This window comes from Rubinisphaera italica (assembly GCF_007859715.1).
Taxonomy (GTDB): Bacteria; Planctomycetota; Planctomycetia; order Planctomycetales; family Planctomycetaceae; genus Rubinisphaera; species Rubinisphaera italica.
In genome coordinates this window covers 3,050,598-3,073,300 of sequence record NZ_SJPG01000001.1, presented here as the reverse complement: position 1 = coordinate 3,073,300, position 22,703 = coordinate 3,050,598, and the positions used below count along the sequence as shown (strand labels likewise).

Below are 22,703 nucleotides of genomic sequence, written 5' to 3'. Positions count from 1 at the left end.
GCACCCATCGAACTCGTTGGGCATTCAGCCCTCCGGTTCGAGCCGTCGTTCCGTTGGTCACTCCGGTAAGCTGCCCCCTCCAAAAACTTCGTTGCAACGGGCCTTGGGACGGCATTTCCAATATGGACTTTTCGTCAAAAGTTGTTCTAATTGTGGTATCGGAAAAGTGTCGATCACTTGGACGTGTCGCCTCACGGCGGCTTTTAGTTCTTTCCCAATTTTCGTATGGAACATCACGTTCCCCCATCGATCCGACAACGCAATGTCGCGTCGAAGATGGCGATGCCCGTCGTCATCAATTCGCCAAGCCGATGGCACTTTTGGCGCAAGCCAGTTGTCATCAGCATGGAGTTGCTGGCCCGGCAAATCGACTTGGCCGACGAGAGACGCAGTCTTGAACAGCGCGAGACTGAACTCGTCACAGAGGTCATCGATTTTGGCCAGCGACAACGGCAAACGCGGAAGCAGGAGAAGAAGTGGAGAAAGTTGTTCCGCAAGATTGAATGGGCGTCACAGCCTGCTCAACGAAACAAGCCCCGGCTGATACCGGGACTTGGATTGGAAGCCGCTCTGATCAGTGGCTTCTTTGTGATCGGAATCGCAAACTTACTTGTGTGATCTCGATCGGGAATGAACACAAAGAGAATGCCATTCGGTGTTTGATTCGTCAAGCATTGTTTGGAGACTAGGCGGACTTGCTAGTGTCGTCTGTTACTTGATTGGCTTCGGCTGATGAAGGGACTGACCCAGCATTTTCACTGGTCGGTACTCGGTTCACGTTTTGTGAACTGACGCATTTGAGAGCGGGTTACCCCGCTCTCAACTCTTAAAACAACTCGGCCACGCTGGACTTCCTTCTGGCGTGTCGTACCGAGATTGTGCTGGGCGAACTGGAGCCTGTGTTTTCAGCCTTCCTTTTCACCGGCAGATAACGCGCCCTGTTTGGGACGCCATGACTCCGAGAGTTGCTGAGCTTCTCTCACTTGCCGCCGACAGAAACGCATTTCCGGTGATCGCGACTCAACTGTGTTGCAAACTCGCTGCGGCGTTTTCTGGCGGCCACTCCTTTGGCACTCGCCACAGGAGAACGAATCGTGGTCACTCACTGAAAGGGAAAGAACATGGCGAACAAGACCCCCGAGAAGACATTTCGTATCGGACTGGTTTCAGCATCAGTCTTTATCAACGAAGTCGACAGAGATGGTGGAACGCGGCAGATTCGCAACGTAAATCTGCAACGCCGGTATCGTGATGGCGACAACTGGAAATCGTCTTCCAGCTTCGGACTGGCTGACTTGCCCAACGCACTGCGCGCGTTGCAACTTGCCATGCAGCACGTTGAATCGATTGAAGCGGAAAGCCATTCGTAACGCCGCGATCGTTCGGCTGTAAAGCTGATCGACAATTGTGTTGTTGAACCACCGTCGCAGTAGTTTTCATCACGAAACTACTGCGACATTTTCATGAATGAACCGTTGAAAATTGTCACAGATTCTGTTGTAATATCCACATCTGATGAACGGCGTTTATCGCGTGATTTTCATCAGCAACTAGGCGGATTTGCCTGAGCCGTTTTCGAACGAGCCCCGCTTCTTCACTGGTTGACCAGAGTCGTCTCGACTCCCAAGAGTGCATTGCTTTTTGTGCTCGTCATTTGGTCGTCAACCGTCCATTTCATTCGTTGAATGCAGCCACACCACCTGAGCGACTGTTGTGCATCAGGGTTGTATTTCGGTCGTTTCGGTGTGGGCTTTTTTTGTTTGTTACCCCTTCACTGCTATGGAAAGCAAAAGATCTACTACCAAGCCTGAAAAGGTTTTCAGTCGCCGAGGAATCGTGGTCAGCGTGTTCCGTTACAAGAATGAAATTGAAGATCACACGATCAGCAATTTCAAAACGACGATTCGTCGTCTCTACAAAGATGATGAAGAGAAGACGCAGAGCACTTATTTCCTTGCTCCTGATGACTGGCCAATGGCTGAGTTTCTCAGTCGGCAGGCGTGGCAGTACATGATGGAACAGTCTCAGTCCGATGCTAGCTCTGAGACGAAAACGAAGGACAAGAGTTGAGACGCTCGCCCCGTGCGATGCGTAAAAGGATATTCGAGAGACGCCCTGACGTCTCTCGATTCCCTTCCCGTGCGGAAGGAAGCTGGGCGAATTCGATAGCGTCGTCGTTTGACGAACTCATTGTCTTCATCGGCTGAATAACGGTCTCACAGGCCGACTCTCCTGAAATGCTGAGCCGCTCTCGGCATTTCACCCCCTGTGTTTCCCCGCGTGGCAATCCCGCTGCGCGTTATCCGTTTCTTGACTACACAAGGAGAGTCAGCATGCACGTCACATTGTCCACGTTTCACGAACAGGTTGATTGCACGTGGTGCGAACGCACCCGTGATTGCGTTTCAACCACATTTTCCGACGGCTTCCTCAAAGAGAGTCCGCTCTGCTGGAAGTGCCTTCAGACGGCCTACAAAGTCCGCATGAAACAGCACGAAAGCAAAGCAGACGACAAGGCCAACAGCTAACCGGCGCGTCGTACGACCCGCTTATTTCCCTTTGAGGAGCAAACAAATGGACGCGACCGCTGCGGTTGGTTTCTGCACGTTGAACAGCACGTACTGCGATGTCCTTACGGACTTCGCACGCCGTGCGTCAGGCGTGCTGCTGCCCGTGGTCGCGTCCTCATTTCACGGGCGTCAGCCCAGCTGTCCTCAGCCACTCCCGTCATCCAATGATCACGAATGCCGTCGAGCTGCCTCGCCAGAGGTCGTTCGGCGGCATTTTTCATACATACATAGCGGATATCCATCTCATGAATAAACCAGCAATTTCCAAGAGGCGTAAGAGAAAGCCCGTCATTCTTCAGTTCCGAGCCGACATTCCTTCTAACGAACAACATCCTTTGGCAAACGTCGAACCGAGTACGCGATCAACGCAACGCCAGGCCGTGATCGCTTCTGTTCTGGCTCGCCTCGCTGAAGGTCAGTCCGATGAAGAACGGAATGTTGCTACAATCCAATTGAACGAAGATGTCGCATCGAAAGAAACTAGCGACCAAATCGAGGAATAAACCATGTCGAGATCAAAGAATCGAAAAAAGGCTCCGGCAACACGCAGGATCGCCGGGTACGTCCGCGTTTCCTCCCAGCGTCAGGCCACGGAGGGCGATAGCCTTGTCGCTCAGCAGAACGAAATTCAACAGGAAGTCGACTTCCGCATCCGTCGTGAAGGCTGGGATGTCGATGCTGTCGAGTTTTATGTTGACGCCGGTAAGTCCGCGAAAGATCAGAACCGTCCTCAGCTGAAACGACTCAAGCGGGATATTATCGCCGGAAACGTCGACGTTGTGATTTGTTTCAAACTTGACCGGATCACGCGAAGCCTCAAGGACTTCGTCGATCTCTGGGAAATGTTCGCTGATCACGATGTTGATGTCATTTCGCTTCGAGAGAAGTTCGACACGTCGATGCCAACTGGCGAAGCCATGATTCAACTCATCATGGTCTTCGCTCAACTCGAACGAAAGATGACCGCTGAACGTACGGTTTCGATCATGCGAGACCGTGCCGAACGTGGTTTATGGAACGGCGGTCATGTTCTTGGCTATCGCAGCGACGATGGCAAACTCATCATCGACGAACCTGGAGCGGCCATCGTCCGTTCAATCTTCGGCAGTTTCGAGGAATTGGGTTCTGCCGGTGCAGTCACACGGAAGCTCAGCGATTCGGGAATCCGCTTTCCGACCTACGAAACCCGCAACGGGAAAGTGTGCGGTGGGAATCTCTTTTCGAAACAGCAGGTCATACGCATTCTGCGAAACGCTGTGTACACCGGTCGCGTTTCGTGGCAAGACATCAAAGTCGATGATTGCCACTCCCCTATCATCGCGACCGAACAGTTCGAGCGAGTTCAACTGGTACTTGGCGAGACCACGAAACGACGCACAAACCGCAAAAAGCAGGAGAACACCCGCCAGTATCTCTTGTCCGGTCTACTTCGTTGTCCTTGTGGTGCACACCTTGTCGGTCACTCTGCCCACAACAAGCATCGAGCGTACCACTATTATTGCTGCACTCGCCAAAGCCACGAAGCTGGCAAATATTCCTGTAACTCGCCACGAATACCGGCTGAAGCACTTGAAGAAGCAGTCATTGCCCGCGTACGTGAGATTGGGCAGGTCATCGAAACGAGAGAAAAGATTGTCGATCGAGCAATCGAGTGTCTGGCTACCGAATCTGACAAGCTGAAACAACAAGAAGACGTGCTACGCCGCCAACAACAGAAGACCAGAGCCGACATCACTCGCTTGCTTGAAGTGCTCAAGAGTCTTGGAGCCGCTGGTCTGAAGAGCGTGGAAAGCGAACTGAGACAGCTTGAGGGCGAAGACAGCAGGATCGAAAAGCAGCTGGTCCAGATCGAAAAGAATCAACAGCCCGCCAAGCGGATCAGTCAGGATGCAAAGACGTTCATCGAGTCTTGGCAGGATGTGGGAACCATTCTCGACGCCGCAACTCCAGAAGAACAAACAGAAATCCTTCATCACTACATCGAAGTTTTGGAGTTGCAACATTCCGAAGATGGAAAAACCGGCACTTATGTGCTGAAACTTTTCCCGGAAGTCCGTCCAGATAGGGGTTTTGACTGGGATTCAGACCTTCCCGAAGACGACGATCCCCCACCCCAAACACAAAACGGGATCGTCACCAATTCTGGTAACGATCCCGAAAGTGTTAACCCGGAACGGAAATGTTCGCACAACCGTCCGGAGAGCTCCCCCGGTAGGACTCGAACCTACGACCCAGCGGTTAACAGCCGCTTGCTCTACCAGCTGAGCTACAGGGGATTGTGTTTGGTCATGTTATGTCTTTTGGAGACACGTTCACTTCCATTTGGTTCGCGAATACTAATGGGATTGGAAATTGAAATCAAGTATGAATGTCAGGAAAATAATTACTGATTTTGAGAAGATAACATTAGGCCGGGTAAGGTGTTGCGTTTATCGATTTAAAAAATTCTTTTTTTGTGAAGAGGCAATTTTTTTTTGTAAGATTTGCTACCAACGTAGGTGAATGATGACTGATTAATCGGGTATAATTTGCGATGTTTTCATCAAAATTTTAAGGATAGGAATCATTGGAAATCAAACGGTTGGGTTGAATTTGGTGAGTTGATCAAATGAATTTGAGAGCCGTTGGATATGCAAGGTGATAACTCACCTAATCGAACTTTATTTGTGAAATGAGTTCGAGTGAACGGGTTTTCATTAAAAGCTTGTCTCTTTAAAGTTCTTTACGGATAGCAGATTCCAGATCTCCTGAGGAGTCATAATTCCAGGCAATTTTTCCAGATTTTGAGATGACCCAGGCTGAGGGGATGTATTCTGCTTCAAATTTCTCCAAGCAGGAAGAAGCCCCGTACCCATTCGGCCAGGTGATGCCTGGCTCTTCCAGAAATTTTTCAATGGCTGGCATGACTGAAATCTCGTCACTGGTCAATCCAATGAAGACGACATCATCTCGATCCGCGAACTTCTGATAAATCTCAACCAGTTCAGGTGCCGCTAGACGGCAAGGATGACACCAAGTGGCCCAAGCATCAACCACGATGACTTTACTAGTGAGATCAGTGGGCGGTTCACCATTCACCCAGCCGGCTGCTGAGATTTCCGGAGCGACTTCTCCAACCGCCAACCCTCCACGATCAGTACTTGTTCCTCCTTGACTGATTGTCCAAATGAGATAGAAGGCTGCAAAGATACAGATTGTGACAGCGAAAAATGATCCCGCAAGATCCATCACAAAGCGATTTTTTTTCTGCTGTTCGTTATTCATCTTTAGGAGTGTTCTTGGTGAAAATCATCAGATGTTGCCGAGGGAGTTCGTCGATTGTTTCGGTGTGAGTCAGATTCCACTCGGGCAACGTCATTTCTTTGATGGACTGAGCTTCTGACATCTTGTGGACGAGTTTGATTGGGACTTCAGGATCTTCCAGACGATATTCGACCAATGCAATTCGTCCGCCCGGCTTGAGAGCTGCGGCCATGTTCTGGACCATATCGTAGGGGAATTCAAATTCGTGATAGACATCGACCATCAGAATCAGATCGACCGATTCGGCTTTGAGTTCTGGACTTTTGGGAGCTCCCAGGTGTAAATCGACATTTTCGATTTTCGTTTGATGCATTCGATTTTTGAGGCGGACGAGCATTTCCCGTTGGATATCGACCGCAATGATTTTACCTTCAGGTGCGACCAGCGGAGCCATTTTCAAAGTGAGTACGCCGCTGCCAGCTCCAATATCTGCAACAATCTGGCCAGGCTTGAGCTTGAGCAATTCAATGAGCCGAGAGAGATTCTCTTCGGCTTCCCGCTCCGGTCGTTCCAGCCACATCGCCGCAGGATGCCCCATTACATGTGCGATTTCACGCCCCATATAGAATTTCCCAATACCATTGGGATCATGTTCGGCTTTCCATTCGTAGCGGTCATCGGCTTGTTCTTTGGCAGGTTCATCAGATTGAACAGATGTTACTGCGATCAATACCAGTATTTGAAAGAAGAAAAGCCGTTTTATTAGAGATGTCATTTTGAATTTTCCGTCATTCGTGTTGATTATTTTTTATAGCTGAGTTCTAAAGCGTTAAGCACAGCAGATGACTCATTCTCCCCTCCGTATTCAGGATGAAAAGAGTCGCATCAAGTTTAACATGATGTTTGGTGGCGTCTGGATCTGTTTGTGATCTATTATACGGAAAATTAAGATATAAGATATTTTATAATAGTAAAATTTGTGAACGTCGGATGTTAGCTGGAATAGAAACAATCTTTGTTGCGACCAAAAGCTGTTGAATACTCTGACCGATAATGATGTACGATGTCCCGTCAGATAATCAAGCGGACTCCGCCAAGATCCGCCAAGTGGTACTTGAGCTTTCCAGAGGGAGCACCAATAAACATCAGATTGGCTGGAATCTTCCACTCTTCAGAAAGAGATTGAATCAGCTCTGGTGAAAATTCTCCTTGAATTTCGACAAATTCAATATCGATCTCAGGATAGGTTTCATCCAGGAACTGCAGATGAGCTTTAAACTTGGGTGGGAGTTCGGATTCCTTGTGGATGACCGATACGATTTTGACATGATTTGTGTGTTCGTTATCTCGAATGTACAGCATGACCAGATTTAAGTTTGGCAGGTTATCCCCACGAGTGAAGAACACTATCTGCTGATTGCGAATTTTTGAGAGCCAGTTATGAAGATTCGTATCGAGGTGATTGACTTGCCTGCCCAGCCGCGTCCACCAGGCAGCAGAGATGCGATCATCCTGCTTGAAAGCATCTTTTCGTTCTCGTCGAATTTTACGACGAATTTCGTCAACAAAAAATACGATCAGTTCAAGGATCTGAGTGCGTGTCAACATGACGGTCACAATCAAAATGGTTGGCACAAGATACTCAAAAAAAACCAGCAGGTACTGGTGATTGAGTCTCGCATTTCCATAGATGGCAATCCCGACCGCCAGCAAAGCCACCGATACCGTTAAATAGGATGCTTTCGAAGGACGGGGTATCCTGGCTCGCTTGATTTTCAGCAGTAAATTCCCAACTGCAAATAATCCCATTACCGATAAAAATGAGAGGGTATAAACAGCAGCAATCGATTTGAGGTCGCCACGAGTAATCATCAGCACTGAAACCGAAAGCAGGAAGAACATGATGATAATTCGATGCGGAGTTCCTCGTCGATTTTCTTTCAGGAGAAACCGCGGCAGGCAGCGATCGAGTGTCATACGTTTGATGAGTCCCGTCACGCCGACATAGCTGGTCAATGTTGCCCCACTGAGTACTAGAACCGCATCGACACTGATCAACCACGACAACCAGTTTCCTCCGGCGATCACTCCCATGTGCGAAAGCAACGCATTCTGATAAGTATCGCGAATTTCTGGAGTTGTTACCAAAGCAAGAGCTAGAATTGCCATTACCGGATTGAGAAATGTAATCGCCAGCCACATGTTCCGCAGGGTTTTTGGGAAGACGCCCTCAGCTTGTTCTTCGACGAAATTCGCAGAAGACTCAAAACCAGAAATTCCCAGCATCGAAGCGGCAAAGCCGAAGAATAACGCCATCCAGATGCCCCCCGGAGCTGGCTCTCCGAGATTCGCCCACAGGATTTCTGTTCCCGAATTGAAGACGGTAATAGCGGATAGAATCATCAGCAGCAGCATTGAGGAAAGATGAAAAAGAAATATTCCAATCGCGACGACGGCAGATTCCGTAATTCCAATAATGGACAGCACCATAAAAAATGCCAATAACCCGATGGTTGCTGGGATGACAGGCAAACCGTGCCAGAGCTCATGCAGATAATGCATAGCTTCATTCGAAGAGATCACCGCAGTCGCCATGTAGGAAAGAATTGTGAGGCAGGCGGCTACCGAGGCTCGAAATTTACTCGTCGTATTCAGCAGGGCGTTATAGGCTCCTCCATTGAGAGGAAGCGCCCCGACAACTTCTGCATAAATCGATCGAAACAGATACAGCGTACCCGCCACCATCAGCAAACAAACAGGTGCCCAGCGCCCCGCATAACCAATTGCCAACGCAGAAACATACAAACAGGATGAGGTAATGTCATTTCCGCAAATGGCAGTCGATGCCAGTTGCCCCAGTTTTGTGTGTTGCTTTTCTTCTTCCATTTCTCAATTTCTAATCCGTGGAATGTCGAAACGCTAAACAATTTTCAGTATGGCTGCAGGCATGAGGGATGCAATAAGAATTCAATCGGGAGAATACTCAAAATGAGATACGAACACCAGAAGTGTGAATAAATGTTTATTTTCATTGCGTTTTGTTATTAACATTTGAGCATCAATATATTCAAACTTGCAGTTTAGTCGATAAAACCATCTAATATACCGAAAATCAGGAACATATATTTATTCGCATCATTCCGACCGCGAATTTCATCGATTATCTTTAATCTAAGGAGAAAAAGTTCATGTTAAGTATCTTGAGGCGTCTAAATCGACAGAAAGATGGTTTTACACTCATCGAACTCTTGGTTGTCATTGCAATCATTGCGATTCTGGTTGCTTTGTTGCTTCCAGCGGTTCAGCAGGCCCGCGAGGCTGCTCGTCGTTCGAGTTGTAAAAACAATTTGAAACAACTTGGTCTGGCATTACATAACTACCACGATACACACCGCGTGTTTCCTCCAGGTTGGGTTATCCCCGATTGTCCAGGGCTTTCCGATGGGGACCACCGATTTGTCCAGTATAATGCGGGATGGGGAATTCATATTTTGCCAATGTTGGAAGAGGGGGCCATTTATGATGCTCAGGATTTTGTAATGAATGGACCTTGTCCCGGTAGTGGGCAACCTTCAAATATTGGTGTCTTGGATGCTCCATCGAACACCAATTTTCTGAATGAAACTCTTGATTCATTCTCCTGTCCAAGCGATACGAAACCATCACGTGGAGTGAATAATTGTGGCACGTCGAGCTATGTTGCCTGTCGTGGAAATGATGCAAATGGCGGGCAGTCTACGACGTACAGCAAATTGAATGGAATGTTCTATACGAATTCAAAGGTACTAATGAGAGATGTTGTCGATGGGACATCGAACACCATTATGCTTGGGGAAGTTAGTTGGAATCAGTATTACGCTTTTAATACTGGCTCAGGAATTACCAGAGGGGGATTATGGGGAGCGTTTGGACAGCACAAGTACGATGATATGGTCAGTCGCACAACAAATGAAATTTTCGGCATCAATCAAAGCCGACCAGATCCCGGCAACACCAATGATGGCTTTGGCAGCTTTCACAAGGGAGGTGCTCAGTTCGTTCTTGCTGATGGATCTGTCCGATTTATCAGTGAGAATGTGGACTCTCGCAACGCTGCCGGGACAACGCCGATGGGAACCTTCCAGCGACTTGGCGTGAAGGATGACGGACTGGTTGTTGGCGAATTCTAATTAGGATTACTGCAATCTAGGTGAAATCCACTATGGGAGGGTCGATTGAATCGATCCTCCTTTTTTATTTCCGATTCCATTAAACCGCTGCAGTAAACTAATAAATTGTCGTGGTTTGATACGATTTCCACAGATGTACAATAAATCGTGATTCCTCACTAATCCTTCGGAAAGGTGAAAGGTCTTAAAAATCACCAGTTAATTCCGAGGAACTCATGGATCACGTCGCACTTTCAGGACTTGGTTTACCCGCTTTATCCAAGTACATCAGCAGGACTGTTAAATCAGCCGGAGTGATGCCGCTCACTCGTTCTGCTTGTCCAACTGTAACCGGGCGAATGCGGCTCAGTTTGTCCTTGGCTTCATTTCTTAACTGGGGCAGGGCATGATAGTCGAAGGTACTCGGGATTTTGACGGCATGAATTTTCGAGTAACGTGCAATTTCTTTTTCCTGCTTCTTCAGATAGCCGGAGTACATGGCATCGATTTCAATCTGCTCGATGACTCGTACCGATAAGCCCAGCGTGGCAAGATCAGGAACCATTTCGCAAAGTTTGGCCCAGTCGTAATCAGGACGTCGCAGCCAGTCTTCCAGAGTTTGACCGTGGTAGCGAGTCTTTTTGATATAACCCTGCCCCCGTTCGATCTGAGCGATACTCTCTTCAAACCGCTGGATCCGTTCTGCAGAGGCAATTCCCAACTGAATCGCCAGCGGTGTTAACCGACGATCGGCATTGTCCTGACGCAGAATCAAACGATATTCCGCACGCGAAGTAAACATGCGATATGGTTCATCAACGCCCTTGGTGACAAGATCATCAATCAGCACGCCGAGATAACCCTGATTGCGATCCAAAATAAATTCCGGTCGATTGGCGACTTTCAAAGCTGCATTGATCCCGGCGATCAAACCCTGACCGGCTGCCTCTTCGTAACCCGTTGTGCCATTGATTTGACCTGCAAAGTACAGACCGGCAACTTTCTTGGTTTGCAGAGTTGGACTCAACTGTGTTGGCGGTGCGAAATCGTATTCCACAGCATAGCCGTATCGCATGATTTCGGCTTTTTCCAGGCCGGCAATGGAATGAATCATCTCATCCTGCACATCGCGGGGCAGGGAGGTAGAGATTCCATTGCAGTAGATCTCATGCGTCCGTCGTCCTTCCGGCTCCAGAAAAATCTGATGCGATGCTTTATCGCTGAATCGGACAACCTTATCTTCAATTGAAGGGCAGTAACGTGGTCCAGTCGAATTGATCTGACCGGAATACATGGGAGCCCGATGTAGATTGGCGCGAATCAAATCGTGAACGTGTTGATTGGTATCAGTCAGGAAGCACTCCATCTGCTCCTGCTCGATACGATCCGTCATAAAAGAAAATGGCTGCGGATCGGCATCGCCCGGTTGTCGCTGGAGTTGATTGAAATCGATCGTGCGTCCATTCAGCCGGGCAGGCGTTCCCGTTTTGAAGCGTGCCAATTCAAAGCCCAGACGATTCAGGGCATCGGAAACGGTTCCCGTCGTTCCTTCTCCGGCACGTCCACCCTGCGTCTTTGCTTCGCCAGTGTGCATAATCGCCTGGAGAAATGTGCCTGTGGTAAGGATGAGGGCGGCACAACGATAAATGGCATCACCCCGTACGCGAATTCCTGTCACGCGGCCATCTTCGACGAGAATATCTTCGACCATTTCCTGACAGAGCGTTAGATTCTCCTGCGATTCCACCCGCCACTTCATCGAAAACTGATAGGCCTTTTTATCTGCCTGAGCACGCGGGGAGTGCATAGCCGGACCTTTAGATCGATTGAGCATGCGAAACTGAATCGCCGTTTCGTCAATCACGCGTCCCATCTCACCGCCCAGGGCATCGATTTCACGAACAATCTGTCCCTTGGCAACTCCACCAATAGCTGGGTTGCAACTCATCTGCCCGACAGTATCGGCATTCATCGTCAGCAGAGCCGTTTTCGCCCCCAGACGTGCAGCAGCCAGCGCCGCCTCCGTCCCGGCATGCCCGGCTCCGACAACAATGACATCAAAATCGTAAGTGGAAGAACCCATTGAGTTGCTCGTTTAGTTTTCAGTTCGAACCGGACCAGAAATGGTACGTGATAATTCCTAAGATCGTTTCGAATCCTTAATGATTCGATCAAGATCACGCGACGTATGAAAAACTCCCAGAAAGTAAATCGTTGAATCATAAACTCTGTAGATAACAATGTAAGGAAAATTTTTTACTGATAAATATCGAAGCTCTTGCCTTGTTACAGTGTAGCGAGTCGGATCCTGGCAAATTAATTGAACTGCTGCTCTCACATTCGCAATAAACTTTGCGCTTATTCCATATTGGTGAGATTCATACCATTCCATTGTTGATGAAATATCACGTTCAAACTCGCGATGAAATACTCGGGAATATTCCATGAATGCAATTTCATTTCATGACAACAGAACTTGATCCTAAAATTTCAAATATCCTTCTGTAACTTTTTATCGAGTCTGTCCCACATTGTCGATTCTTCAACAGATCTACCACTCTCTGATAATTCTTCATACCGTCGAGTGGCTTCGTTTATTGTCGATTCCGAAATCGGAATACTTTGCGGATCAAGGTCATCCCAGAGAATTCCAATCAGTTCAATCTTTTCTACAGAAGATAACGATTTCAGTTCTTCAACATCGATTGACATATTTCACCTTCTCATGAAAAAACTTAGTAAATCAGATTGCTACCACGCATAATCCTCAGGTTTCATGCCTTTCTTGAACGCACCGAATCCATAAAACGAGGGATCGTATTCCCCGACAATCTCTACATTCGCTTTCTCGGGTGTTTTGTCTTCCATCTTGAGACACCAGAAACAGGCATTGACGATCATTCGTCGTAAATCTTCATTCAGCAAATCGATTGACGAACAGAAAGTCGTGCAGAATACTCGCGACTTTTTTCCGTTTGAGTGTTCATAATCCCGCGTCCAGGCAATCGGCATCATCGGGTCGTTTTTGTCACCTTCGACAGCTGGATCATCTGGTTTCATCCCTGATAGCACTTCTCCCCATACAAGCACATCGGCTTCTTCGGGGAGTTTGCGAATTCCGTAAACATCGGTTGGACCCCACAAATCTTCGACACCATTCAAGATCGTGTGGTTCAGCTTGTCTTTCTCAAGAACTCCACGCGTACTTTCACTTTTGTGTTTGCCATGATGCGTGTACCAGGTTTCACCAAAGACCTCTTTGCCGAATCCTTGCTTCCATTCAGAGCCGGAGTGGTTAAAGCCATATTTTGCGTAAGGGCTGTTGGGATTACGCGAATAGTTGAATCCGTGAGTCGATGTTCGTAATCCGATGATTGGTTTGCCGGAACGTAAGTAATCATCGAGATACTTCATGTCCTGATCGGGCAATTCGCGGAAACGAAGAAACAGTACGACCAGATCAGCTGTTGCCACCTGCTCCATCCCCGGGATATTCGTTTGATTCGTTGGATCGATAGTGCCATCTTCAGGATTGACCGGAAACAGAACCGTGCATTTGAAGCCATAATTTTTCGCGAGAATCTGACCGAGCATCGGTAAGGCTTCTTCAGAACGATATTCTTCATCGCCGGCGATCATCACGATATGTCGACCGAACCCGGGGCCGTTCGTGCCATTGTAAACGACGTATTGTTTGGCCGCTTCCACTGGACTGGCGGAAGGCAACAGAACACAACTCAGAAACGCGATGAGCAGACAACGTATCATAATGGATAATCCTACAATAAAGGTAAGTTGATTTTGACGTGATGTCAGTCTTCAGGGACAGTCTTCAAGCCTGTCCTATCAGTCAATTATTAGTTCCCGAACGATTTTCACTTCTCGGTCTTCTTCATTTTGATGATCCCTTTGTTGAGTTCATCGACAACAGCGGCCAGAATCGCGGGATCCTTCTTTTTCAGGATGTGATCCAATCGAGACTGAGGAATGTCGATTCGCTCAAGAATTTTTTCAGCGGTCTCCCATCTTTTGACAGCCTGTTTGGGGGTCGCCAAATAGAGACTCGTCACCAGTTCGCTCAGTTTCTGCTGGTCAATCTGATCACGATTATCATAATATCGCTTAATCACCTTCTGCTGGTAGCGGCTGTAATCCTGTCCGGCCATATCAGGAAGTCCCTTTTACTATACGTGTTTGTATCAAATTTTCGATCTATGCAGTTCAGGAAAATCAATTTCCGTGACAATAAAAAGGTTTGTGTACTCTCACATTGCTTTTGCTGCCAATTGCATAATTATAAATGAAATCGTGCCAAAGCCTTCATTAATAAATTTCACATCACATCCAGGTTTAAACGATGAGATTCTTCACTTTTCACCTCATGCCGTACAATAAGCTTCCCGATGATTTCGAGGAGAAATACGATACTGCCTGGACGACAGTCCCAAATTCCTTGTACGACCCGGTTTACGGCCATGAACTTTACAACCGTTTTCTGGACGAGCTGATTTATGCGGAAGAAATCGGTTTCGATGGTGTCTGTATCAACGAGTACCATCAGAGTGTTTATGGGCATCTGCCAAGCCCTAATTTAATGGGTTCGATCCTCGCTCGCCAGACAAAGCGAGTCAAAATCGCCATCATTGGCAACGCCTTGCCATTTTACGATCCCCCAACTCGCGTAGCCGAAGAATTCGCGATGATTGACGTCATTTCCGGTGGTCGACTGATTGCTGGGATGCATCTGGGTGGAGGGCCGGAGTATGACTCGTTCAGCATGAATCCGACCTACGCTCGCAATAAATTTCAGGAAGCTCTCGATCTGACTGTCCGTGCGTGGACCGAGGCGGGCCCCTTCGAGCATTATGGAGAGCACTGGAAACTCAGGCACGTGAATCCCTGGCCAACGCCTTATCAGAAACCGCATCCACCGATCTGGATTTCCGGTGAAGACAGCAAGGAAACGACCGAACTGGCGGCCAAGCGTCGTTACAGTTATCTGGGCAGTCCCTACTTTCATAAGTCGTTTCTAAAGAAGAATTTGGACATGTTCCGTAAAGCCTGTAAAAAAAATGGCTATACAGCACATGAAGAACAAACTGGCTGGCTCGTGCCAATTTACGTCGCCGAAACCGATGAGCAGGCCTGGGCGGAATACGAAAAACATCTCTTCTATTTTATCAGGAAATTACTGAAAGGACTCATGGTTTTTCCACCCGGTTATTCCTCACCTAAATCAATCGCCCGCATCGGTATAGCATTGAAGCAATTCCTGGGGAATATAATCACGCGAGAGGAAATCGAAGAAGGGGGGTATGCGATGGTCGGCAGCCCGGAAACCGTTCGTGAAAAGATGAAGGATTATGTGCAGGATTTCGGAGTCGGCAATGTCCTGGGACTCTTCCAAATCGGAACCTTGCCGGCTGACCTGACCAAAAAGAATATGACTTTGTTTGCTGAGCAGGTTTTGCCCTACCTTCGAAAAGAACTCGGCGAGCCCGCTACGGACGAAGAAATTTCAAATGCTTTAGCCGTGAATTAACAGCCAGACCGACGAGTTTAATTTTGATACTTCACGAGAGAACTATGAATTCAGTTACAGAATCAAAATTTATTGATGTTCGTGGAAAACGAACGCAAATCACCATTGGGGGAGCAGGCCCGGTGTTGCTCTATTTGCATAGTGCAGGCGGAGAAGTGGAGTGGACCCGATTTCATGAAATGCTGGCTCAGTACTTCACCGTTTATCTCCCCGCACACCCCGGTTTTGGAGATTCCCGAGGGCTCGAAAATATCCATTCCATCACCGACTACGCCTGGCATTATGTCGATCTGCTCGATGTATTAGGGCTGGAAACGGTGCCGATTGTTGGCTTCTCGTTAGGTGGCTGGACCGGAATGGAACTTGCCATATTACGACCGGAGCGAATCTCCAAAATGCTGCTGGTAAATACAGCTGGAATCCGCATTCCCGAGGCTCCGATGGGGGAACTGTTCAGCGATGATATCGAAAAACTGAAATCACTTTTATTCTATGATCCCAACTCGCCTGTCATCGAAGAAGCGATGCCCCTTTCCTTCGAAGATAATCGCATATTAATGTGGCTCAAGGCCCGCGAAGCCACTGCCCGTGTCGGCTGGAATCCTTATCTGCATAATCCCCGCCTGCCCGATCACCTCTTCCGCATTCCGTGCCCAGTGCGAATCCTCTGGGGAAACGACGATCAACTATTGCCCGTCGCAACTGGAAAGTTTCTGGTCGATGCCCTTCCAAATGCTACGCTGGAAATCTTTGAAAAGACTGGTCACATGCTCCCTTACGAACAAGCTGAACGATTCGTTGAAGAAGTTCGTAAATTTCTGAGTGATTGAACCGCCAGGAAGCCAGAAGAATTCCGTTACAATTTATCACGATAGACGATTTTATGAATGTATAGTGGTGTGCGGCACGCCCCAGAATGAAGTGATGGGCGTGGACATCGAGCCCAACCACCGCGATCATCTCGATGCTCAGGGGCGTGCCACCCAAGTTTGGTATTTCTTTCTTTTTTCTCCTGGCGTCTTGGCGATTAATACAAATCCGGACTGATCTTGACGAATCTGCCAGAAACTGGAAAATCAGTGGGCTACGCAGGAAGTCGGCAATGATGCTGACTGGAACACGGTCGCTCGATCTCTGATTTTGAAGTTGAACATGATTTTCTCTTCAACCCTCAGTATTGGGTGGACATAACGAATATGTACAAGAGTAGAATTCTCGAAATCGGGAATTCGGTCAGGGATGACGTTTCAAGATGAACACGGTTTCCTATTCGCGCCCAGTGACGCTGCACAGCATTCGGCAGCTCCTTCCCTCAGCCAGTTTTGTTGGTTGTGGCGACATCTATTTTCGGGATCTCACCCCGCATTCCGATGACTGCCAGCATGGCGATTTGTTCGTTGCAGTCCCTGGAACAAACTGTCATGGAAATAAGTATGGGACAGAAGCGGTCTTACGCGGGGCCAGCGGGATATTGACAGATACTCCATGCCCTGATTTGAACGCCTCGCAGTGCGTCGTCAGCGATGTGCGTCGCAGTTACGCCTGGCTTTGTCAGTACCTGCGTGGCAGACCTTCGGAAGCACTTAAAACAATTGGCGTCACTGGCACGAACGGAAAAACGACCATCACCTGGCTGCTGCGATCGATTTTGAACGCCTCTCAAAAACCAGCAGGATTATTGGGAACAATACAGTACGACGACTCCCGAAACAGACCAGTCACTTCGTCTATGACGACCCCCGATGCCAAAGTGCTGGCGGAATGGTTACAACGTATGGCTGTCGCTGGAGCTTCGCATGCGGTGATGGAAGTTTCGAGCCATGCTTTGGATCAGAAACGGATCGCGGGAATCACTCTGGATACATCCATTATTACCAACATCACTCAAGATCATCTCGACTATCATCCCGATTTTGAGAACTATAGCTCAACTAAAGCTTTGATTGCAGACTACACCCATCATGAAGGGCAACTCATCATCAATGGGGATGATCTGAATATCCGCCGTGCGTTGGAGCGAAATCGTTGTGTTCAGAAACCGATTACCGTTGGCTTTGATGATCAGTCCGACCACTGGATTCAAATCGAATCGATGGATCAATCCAGCAGCCAATTTAGAATCAATCTGCCAAGTCATGTTGTCAACATTTCTATTGCTCGACCGGGAAAATACAACGTAATGAATGCGGCTCTGGCAGCGGTTACGGCCAGTTATCATGGATGCAGTGACGAGCAAATCATCAACGGTATTGAGAATGCGGCTCTGCCTCCAGGACGACTGCAGCAAGTCTGCTCCGATCATCCCATCCATTGTTTTGTCGACTACGCACACACCCCCGATGCCATCGAAAATGTGATTTCCACGATGAAACATCTCATCGATGGGAAACTGATCTGTCTGTTCGGGGCAGGGGGGAACCGGGATCGCAGCAAGCGAAGCCTGATGACTCAAGCGGCTCTTGGGGCCGATCGCATAATTCTGACAGCCGACAATTCCCGTCAGGAATCGACTCAACAAATTCTAGATGATCTCATTTCCGGTTTTCCCGCAGGATGTTGTGCTGATCGCGTCGAGCCAGATCGTCGTACTGCGATTCGCTGGGCGATTGAACAAGCCGAACCCGGCGATTGTGTTCTGATTCTTGGTCGGGGCCATGAAACCAGCCAGCTGATCGGTGATCAATCGATCCCCTTCGATGATGCTCGCGAAGCCAAACAGGTACTCAACGATCTCTCTGCAATCTCCTCACCAATTCTTCTCAAGTCTGCATAATTAACAGAAATATCAGTCGCTGATGACTCCCATCGCGCTCCAACAATTGGCGCAGCTTCTGAATGGCCAACTATTCAACACAGATCCACATTCATTGGATCTGCGTAAAGTTGTCAATGGAATCAGTATCGATTCGCGAACGATTACTCGTGGAGATCTCTTTGTTGCGATTCAAGGCCAGCATTTTGATGGCCATGATTATATTGCAGAGGCTAAACGGAAGGGGGCGTTGGCAGCAATTGTCGAACGGCAAACCGGGGAATACAAGTTCCCAGGCATCCTCGTTGAGGATACCAAACGGGCATTGCAGATCATTGCAAACTGGCACCGGAGTAATTGCGAGGCTCTGGTCATTGGAATTACCGGTTCTGTCGGCAAAACGACCACACGGCACATGCTCTATCAAATGCTTAGCGGAAAATACACCGGTTGCGAGAGCCCTCAGAATTACAACAATGGAATCGGTGTGCCTCTGAGTCTACTGCAGATGACCCCAGAGCATGAATTCGCATTAATCGAAATGGGCTCTTCTGCATCTGGAGAAATCGATTGCCTGGCCAAGATTGCTGAACCTGAAATTGGAATTCTCACCGAAATCGGACCTGCTCATCTGGATGGGCTGGGTACGTTGGATCAGGTTGTCCAGGAAAAAGGAGCACTGCTCAAGAGTATCTCCAGACAAGGACATGTCTTTCTGCCATGGCATTTGTATCAACTCCCTGAAATAAGGAGTGAAATTCAAGCAAAAGTTCTGACAGTTGGCGTTACGGAAAGCTGTGATATCGCTGCAAGTGATATTACATACGAGCAGGGCATTCTAAGATTTCAAGTCGATAATTATCCGTATGAGTTTCCCGCATCGGGTCGACACTGGCTCAATTCTGCTCTAATTTGCATAGGGCTGGCATACGAGTTGGATATTACACCGACAGAAATTCTGGAAGGATTGAATCGATTTGAATCGATACCGGGGCGGTGCCATCACATTCAGACAAAGTGGGGCCTCATTCTTGATGACACCTACAATGCCAGTCCGCTTTCCGTTCGTGCCGGGCTATGCTCATTGACTGAGGTTCCGAATGTTTCTCAACGTGTTGCGGTTTTGGGAGACATGCTTGGATTGGCAGAATCGTCTGAGGCACACCATCGTCAACTCGGCAAATTGGTCGCTCGGTCACGAATTGATTTCTTAATCACCTACGGCCCTCAAGCCCGCGATTTCGCGCGGGGTGCTTACCAGGGGGGCATGTCGGGAAGCCGGATTGCGAGTTTCGAATCCATGAAGGATCTTTTACCGATCCTCAACCTGTGGGCAACATCGAGTTCAGCAGTGCTTGTCAAAGGATCGCACGCCATGCAAATGGGGAGAATCGTACAAGAGTTGCAAAATCGTGAGCAAACTTCCGAATTTGTGCTGCCCTTAAAGAGAGCCGCCTGAATATTCAGCACTCTACTCCAGTGGATATTCCGTAATCGGAATTCCCATGTGGACCACTTCACGCAGTCTGACCCAGCCTTGTGTTACACGTTCGCATTTATCATTCGGAAGAGTCGCGGTTCCGCTTGCAGCGACCAGTTCGGGGTTATGCTCAAACTTCTCGTGACGAATAAACTGAGCGAGATCGTGATCGCACTTGAGGTGGCGCTCCGGCTTGCCAAACAGTTCATGCAGCTGCACTTCACCCAGAACGTATCGCAGATAAAGTGAACTTTCGACGATATTCTTTACAGGCTCACCACAAATCTCACAGAGATACCCCTGGTCACACTTAGCCAAAACCAATCTCCCGAGTACTTCATTTTCAAAAAAGTAAAATAAACGGGGCCTGTCCTGCAGACCCCGCTAGCCCATTTTCAAATGGTATCTGCAGTCGCATGGACATAAAATGTCCTAAAAAAGCTGTGTTTGCTCCTGCTGAACGCTGCAGGTAATTTTTGAATATGTTCTAGTCATACTTAGTTGCAATCAGCAACTAATGGGCCTGCCAATTCTTCCAGGTAGAACAATCGTCCTTTTTGTTTCGGCATGTACGTTGAAGGAATCCATGTGGACGGCTGGTGGTGCAATGTCATCCACATACTCAAGCCCTGCCATTGCATGCCACGATTGAATACACCGTCTGCCCCGCCAATGCCTTTATCGGCTTTAGCGAACAATGCAGGACCGATTGTATTGGCTCGTGCAGGAACCAGTGTCGTTCGACTTTTGAAACTTGTGATCGCATTCTGTTCGATTGTCAAAGGGTGCAACTTCGCGGCGATGCGATGCGATTGCGCCAGCCATTCGGCTTCTGTTTCGTACTCGCCGGCAAACTGGGGTTCCCAGAAGGCAATGTGACAAACGCGTCCAATGCCATAAACAACCACGAGATCTGCACCTTTGGAACGCAATTCTCCAATCCGATCTTCATAAGTTGGGAGAACATCTTTGGTGGCAAAGTTTCGTTGAGATTCCGGAACGGTTAATTTTCCGAGCGGTCCGTAAAAGGCCTTTTCCATGGCATATTGAAAAGCACCTGGATTACTTGACGGAAGAGTGTCTCCGTTGGCATCACTCCACTCATCCATGTTGAATCCGTGTACGTGCTGACAATCGACATTCCATTCCTGGAGAAAGTAAACTGCCCAGCGATACATTCCCATGGGACCAACTGGCAAAATGAAAGCAATATCTCGTCCTTCATCTTTCGCCTGCTTGATTGTCATGGCGATTTCGTGTCCCATGAAAGTTTCAAAATCTCCCAGTGACTTGCAGGGCAAAGCGAAAAATTCGTCATGCCACCACTCTTCACGATTATCAAGAGTCGCCGGGTCACTGTGGACGCAAGCATCGATTGCGCTCAAATCCCAGCCAGCAGGAAAAAAGTTCTCCAGTAACGAGCCTTGAATTGTATCCGTCAGGTCCATGTTCTCAGTTCCCTTATTGATTGCGGGCAGTGCAAATGTTTTAAGTTGTCGAGCGATGTGGTAGTTCTCAGACGATTATCTTAAATGATCCTCAGTAGCATTCCAACACAGCGAGATTTTTCAAATGGAAAATGTCAGACCCATCAGGAACATCAAATGATTTAATCTGAACAATTTTGATCATCTGAAATAACTTTCCGGCGGATTTCACCATCCCGCGATTCGATGAATCGAACTTTATTGTGGTCCTCTTAACTCGCATTACAAAAAACGCTACATTAGCAAACTCAAGAGCATCAATTATTCAGGTCCTGTCACATGTACAGAAACAACCTGTACGGTCGGCTTGCTTCAGTCAGAATACTGCCAAAATATAGTGCGTTGCTCAACTCTTATTCTTAGAATTATCTCAGGCCTGTCATGATGGATGCACCTCAGCAGTTTCAAGAACCCGGTTTTTTAGGCTGGAGAAGAATGTTTCCCTGGTTGCACCTGATGCGGGTACCGGGAATTGCAGCGCGGGTTCCAATTCTGCTGGTCGGATTTGTTGCCAGTTATTTACTGATCACCATTGATGTCTTCACGTTGCATATCACTGGAGGGGAACATCTTCCCTCATTTCGTGAACTCTATCACCAATGGGATCAGGTCTTTTTTGAAGCCGTCTCACCCAATGTGACTTTTTTCTTCTGGTTACAGATTCTTGCCGGTTTTTCTTATTCGGCTTACTTCTGGAATTTAACGCTGACTCTACTTGTGCATATGATTTCAGGACTCATCATCTGCCGGATGGCTGGGGCATTGTTCACCACGGGTGAGAGTACCTGTCTTGAAAATTCGGTGCTCCTGAGCTTTAAAAAGTTTCCCTCCGTTGGGCTCAGTTTTCTTTTCCCAAGCCTGCTGATCTTCTTCCTGGGAGGACTCGGCTATTGCTGTGTAGCCACGGAAAACATTATTTCGATTGGGCCATGGATCGGCGGAATTTTATATGGTCCGGCTATGCTTTTGTTTTTCATGATGATTGTCTTCACGCTTGGAGTGATGCTCGGCTGGCCCTTAATTATCGCTTCTTTAATGATCGAAGATGGTGATGGGTTTGATGCCTGGAGCAGAAGTTTCGATTACATTCGCTCTCGGCTGATTTCCATTTTCTTCTTTTTTACCATCTGTATGATATTTGGAATTCTGATTCAGACGGTCATCGGAGAACTCTCCATGATCACATGGAGTTGGCTCGATCGGCTCGTCTCTCAAATTTCAGGAGAGAGTTTGGCTGACGTCACCAATCGCGATCACGCCACGTTCTCCGAGGGAGCTGGAGGGTTTCAGAATCTCTGGAAAACTCTCTGGGTTTGTGCCGTTGACGGTTTCTTACGCAGTTATTACTGGGTCAGTGTTGTCGGGGTTTATATCTTGGCCCGATACAGTGTCGACCGAATTCCAACAACGGAGTTTCTCATCGACGAGAAAAAACGCCCGACAACTTGAAGTCATCGGGCGTTTGGATACATCTTAATTGA

At 48.0% G+C, this 22,703-nt stretch carries 23 protein-coding genes, 1 tRNA gene and 1 pseudogene; 12 read left to right on the top strand and 13 right to left on the bottom strand.

Annotation, left to right across the window (positions count from 1 at the left end; all coding sequences use genetic code 11):
- Positions 1–225: 225 nt before the first annotated feature.
- From Pan54_RS11480 to Pan54_RS11465, 4 genes are all read left to right on the top strand, one after another.
- Positions 226–618: a hypothetical protein gene (locus tag Pan54_RS11480; protein ID WP_146503614.1), complete on the top strand. Its 393-nt coding sequence runs from the start codon at positions 226–228 to the stop codon at positions 616–618.
- A gap of 503 nt (positions 619–1,121) precedes the next feature.
- Positions 1,122–1,370: a hypothetical protein gene (locus tag Pan54_RS11475; RefSeq protein ID WP_146503613.1), complete on the top strand. Its 249-nt coding sequence runs from the start codon at positions 1,122–1,124 to the stop codon at positions 1,368–1,370.
- 475 nt (positions 1,371–1,845) lie between these two features.
- Complete coding sequence (locus tag Pan54_RS11470) at positions 1,846–2,070, top strand: hypothetical protein (protein ID WP_146503612.1); 225 nt, start codon at positions 1,846–1,848, stop codon at positions 2,068–2,070.
- Positions 2,071–2,333: 263 nt separating this feature from the next.
- Positions 2,334–2,528, top strand: coding sequence for a hypothetical protein (locus tag Pan54_RS11465; RefSeq protein WP_146503611.1), 195 nt, complete (start codon positions 2,334–2,336; stop codon positions 2,526–2,528).
- Positions 2,529–2,632: 104 nt separating this feature from the next.
- Here the strand turns inward: Pan54_RS11465 and Pan54_RS11460 are convergent, their stop codons facing one another.
- Complete coding sequence (locus tag Pan54_RS11460) at positions 2,633–2,812, bottom strand: hypothetical protein (protein ID WP_146503610.1); 180 nt, start codon at positions 2,810–2,812, stop codon at positions 2,633–2,635.
- Between the two features lie 3 nt (positions 2,813–2,815).
- Here Pan54_RS11460 and Pan54_RS11455 point away from each other — a divergent pair, with 3 nt between their 5' ends.
- Complete coding sequence (locus tag Pan54_RS11455; protein ID WP_146503609.1) at positions 2,816–3,073, top strand: hypothetical protein; 258 nt, start codon at positions 2,816–2,818, stop codon at positions 3,071–3,073.
- A 3-nt stretch (positions 3,074–3,076) separates the two neighbouring features.
- Positions 3,077–4,156, top strand: a pseudogene (locus Pan54_RS26805) (recombinase family protein); the annotation flags it as partial.
- 111 nt (positions 4,157–4,267) lie between these two features.
- On the opposite strand, the gene Pan54_RS11440 reads toward Pan54_RS26805, so the two are convergent.
- The 5 genes from Pan54_RS11440 to Pan54_RS11420 form a co-directional block, all read right to left on the bottom strand.
- Positions 4,268–4,573 carry a hypothetical protein gene (locus Pan54_RS11440; RefSeq protein ID WP_146503608.1) on the bottom strand — a complete coding sequence of 102 codons (306 nt, stop codon included), beginning with the start codon at positions 4,571–4,573 and terminating at the stop codon, positions 4,268–4,270.
- Between the two features lie 200 nt (positions 4,574–4,773).
- Positions 4,774–4,846, bottom strand: a tRNA-Asn gene (locus tag Pan54_RS11435).
- A 436-nt stretch (positions 4,847–5,282) separates the two neighbouring features.
- Positions 5,283–5,834 (bottom strand): TlpA family protein disulfide reductase, encoded by a 552-nt coding sequence (locus Pan54_RS11430; RefSeq protein ID WP_242631288.1) that lies wholly within the window; start codon positions 5,832–5,834, stop codon positions 5,283–5,285.
- On the bottom strand, positions 5,827–6,588 hold the full coding sequence (locus Pan54_RS11425; RefSeq protein WP_146503607.1) for a class I SAM-dependent methyltransferase: 762 nt from the start codon (positions 6,586–6,588) through the stop codon (positions 5,827–5,829). Before Pan54_RS11425 ends, Pan54_RS11430 begins: the two co-directional genes overlap by 8 nt.
- Before the next feature lie 296 nt (positions 6,589–6,884).
- A complete protein-coding gene (locus tag Pan54_RS11420; protein ID WP_146503606.1) occupies positions 6,885–8,699 on the bottom strand; it encodes an APC family permease in 1,815 nt (604 codons plus the stop codon).
- 302 nt (positions 8,700–9,001) lie between these two features.
- Here Pan54_RS11420 and Pan54_RS11415 point away from each other — a divergent pair, with 302 nt between their 5' ends.
- On the top strand, positions 9,002–9,982 hold the full coding sequence (locus Pan54_RS11415; RefSeq protein WP_146503605.1) for a DUF1559 domain-containing protein: 981 nt from the start codon (positions 9,002–9,004) through the stop codon (positions 9,980–9,982).
- A gap of 220 nt (positions 9,983–10,202) precedes the next feature.
- Here Pan54_RS11415 and mnmG read toward each other — a convergent pair whose 3' ends face one another.
- The 5 genes from mnmG to Pan54_RS11390 all read right to left on the bottom strand — a co-directional run bounded on the left by mnmG (position 10,203) and on the right by Pan54_RS11390 (position 14,127).
- Entirely contained in the window at positions 10,203–12,044 is a 1,842-nt protein-coding gene (mnmG, locus tag Pan54_RS11410; protein ID WP_146503604.1) for a tRNA uridine-5-carboxymethylaminomethyl(34) synthesis enzyme MnmG, read from the bottom strand.
- 57 nt (positions 12,045–12,101) lie between these two features.
- Positions 12,102–12,407, bottom strand: a complete 306-nt coding sequence (locus Pan54_RS26800; RefSeq protein WP_146503603.1) for a type II toxin-antitoxin system RelE/ParE family toxin — start codon at positions 12,405–12,407, stop codon at positions 12,102–12,104.
- Between the two features lie 44 nt (positions 12,408–12,451).
- The gene (locus Pan54_RS11400; protein WP_146503602.1) at positions 12,452–12,673 is read right to left on the bottom strand and encodes an addiction module protein; all 222 of its coding nucleotides are present in this window, start codon (positions 12,671–12,673) and stop codon (positions 12,452–12,454) included.
- Positions 12,674–12,712: 39 nt separating this feature from the next.
- Positions 12,713–13,729, bottom strand: a complete 1,017-nt coding sequence (locus Pan54_RS11395; RefSeq protein ID WP_165441734.1) for a ThuA domain-containing protein — start codon at positions 13,727–13,729, stop codon at positions 12,713–12,715.
- Between the two features lie 107 nt (positions 13,730–13,836).
- Positions 13,837–14,127: a hypothetical protein gene (locus tag Pan54_RS11390; RefSeq protein WP_146503601.1), complete on the bottom strand. Its 291-nt coding sequence runs from the start codon at positions 14,125–14,127 to the stop codon at positions 13,837–13,839.
- A 191-nt stretch (positions 14,128–14,318) separates the two neighbouring features.
- On the opposite strand from Pan54_RS11390, the gene Pan54_RS11385 reads away from it, so the two are divergent.
- The 4 genes from Pan54_RS11385 to Pan54_RS11370 all read left to right on the top strand — a co-directional run bounded on the left by Pan54_RS11385 (position 14,319) and on the right by Pan54_RS11370 (position 19,714).
- Positions 14,319–15,503, top strand: a complete 1,185-nt coding sequence (locus Pan54_RS11385) for an LLM class flavin-dependent oxidoreductase (RefSeq protein ID WP_146503600.1) — start codon at positions 14,319–14,321, stop codon at positions 15,501–15,503.
- A 44-nt stretch (positions 15,504–15,547) separates the two neighbouring features.
- Complete coding sequence (locus Pan54_RS11380) at positions 15,548–16,333, top strand: alpha/beta fold hydrolase (protein ID WP_146503599.1); 786 nt, start codon at positions 15,548–15,550, stop codon at positions 16,331–16,333.
- Positions 16,334–16,755: 422 nt separating this feature from the next.
- The gene (locus tag Pan54_RS11375; protein WP_146503598.1) at positions 16,756–18,276 is read left to right on the top strand and encodes a UDP-N-acetylmuramoyl-L-alanyl-D-glutamate--2,6-diaminopimelate ligase; all 1,521 of its coding nucleotides are present in this window, start codon (positions 16,756–16,758) and stop codon (positions 18,274–18,276) included.
- A 94-nt stretch (positions 18,277–18,370) separates the two neighbouring features.
- Positions 18,371–19,714: a UDP-N-acetylmuramoyl-tripeptide--D-alanyl-D-alanine ligase gene (locus Pan54_RS11370; RefSeq protein ID WP_165441733.1), complete on the top strand. Its 1,344-nt coding sequence runs from the start codon at positions 18,371–18,373 to the stop codon at positions 19,712–19,714.
- Between the two features lie 12 nt (positions 19,715–19,726).
- Here the strand turns inward: Pan54_RS11370 and Pan54_RS11365 are convergent, their stop codons facing one another.
- The gene (locus tag Pan54_RS11365; RefSeq protein WP_146503596.1) at positions 19,727–20,053 is read right to left on the bottom strand and encodes a hypothetical protein; all 327 of its coding nucleotides are present in this window, start codon (positions 20,051–20,053) and stop codon (positions 19,727–19,729) included.
- A 179-nt stretch (positions 20,054–20,232) separates the two neighbouring features.
- Positions 20,233–21,183: a glucosamine-6-phosphate isomerase gene (locus Pan54_RS11360; RefSeq protein WP_146503595.1), complete on the bottom strand. Its 951-nt coding sequence runs from the start codon at positions 21,181–21,183 to the stop codon at positions 20,233–20,235.
- 420 nt (positions 21,184–21,603) lie between these two features.
- Between Pan54_RS11360 and Pan54_RS11355 the strand changes: the two genes are divergently transcribed.
- Positions 21,604–22,671, top strand: a complete 1,068-nt coding sequence (locus tag Pan54_RS11355) for a hypothetical protein (RefSeq protein WP_146503594.1) — start codon at positions 21,604–21,606, stop codon at positions 22,669–22,671.
- Positions 22,672–22,703: the final 32 nt, after the last annotated feature.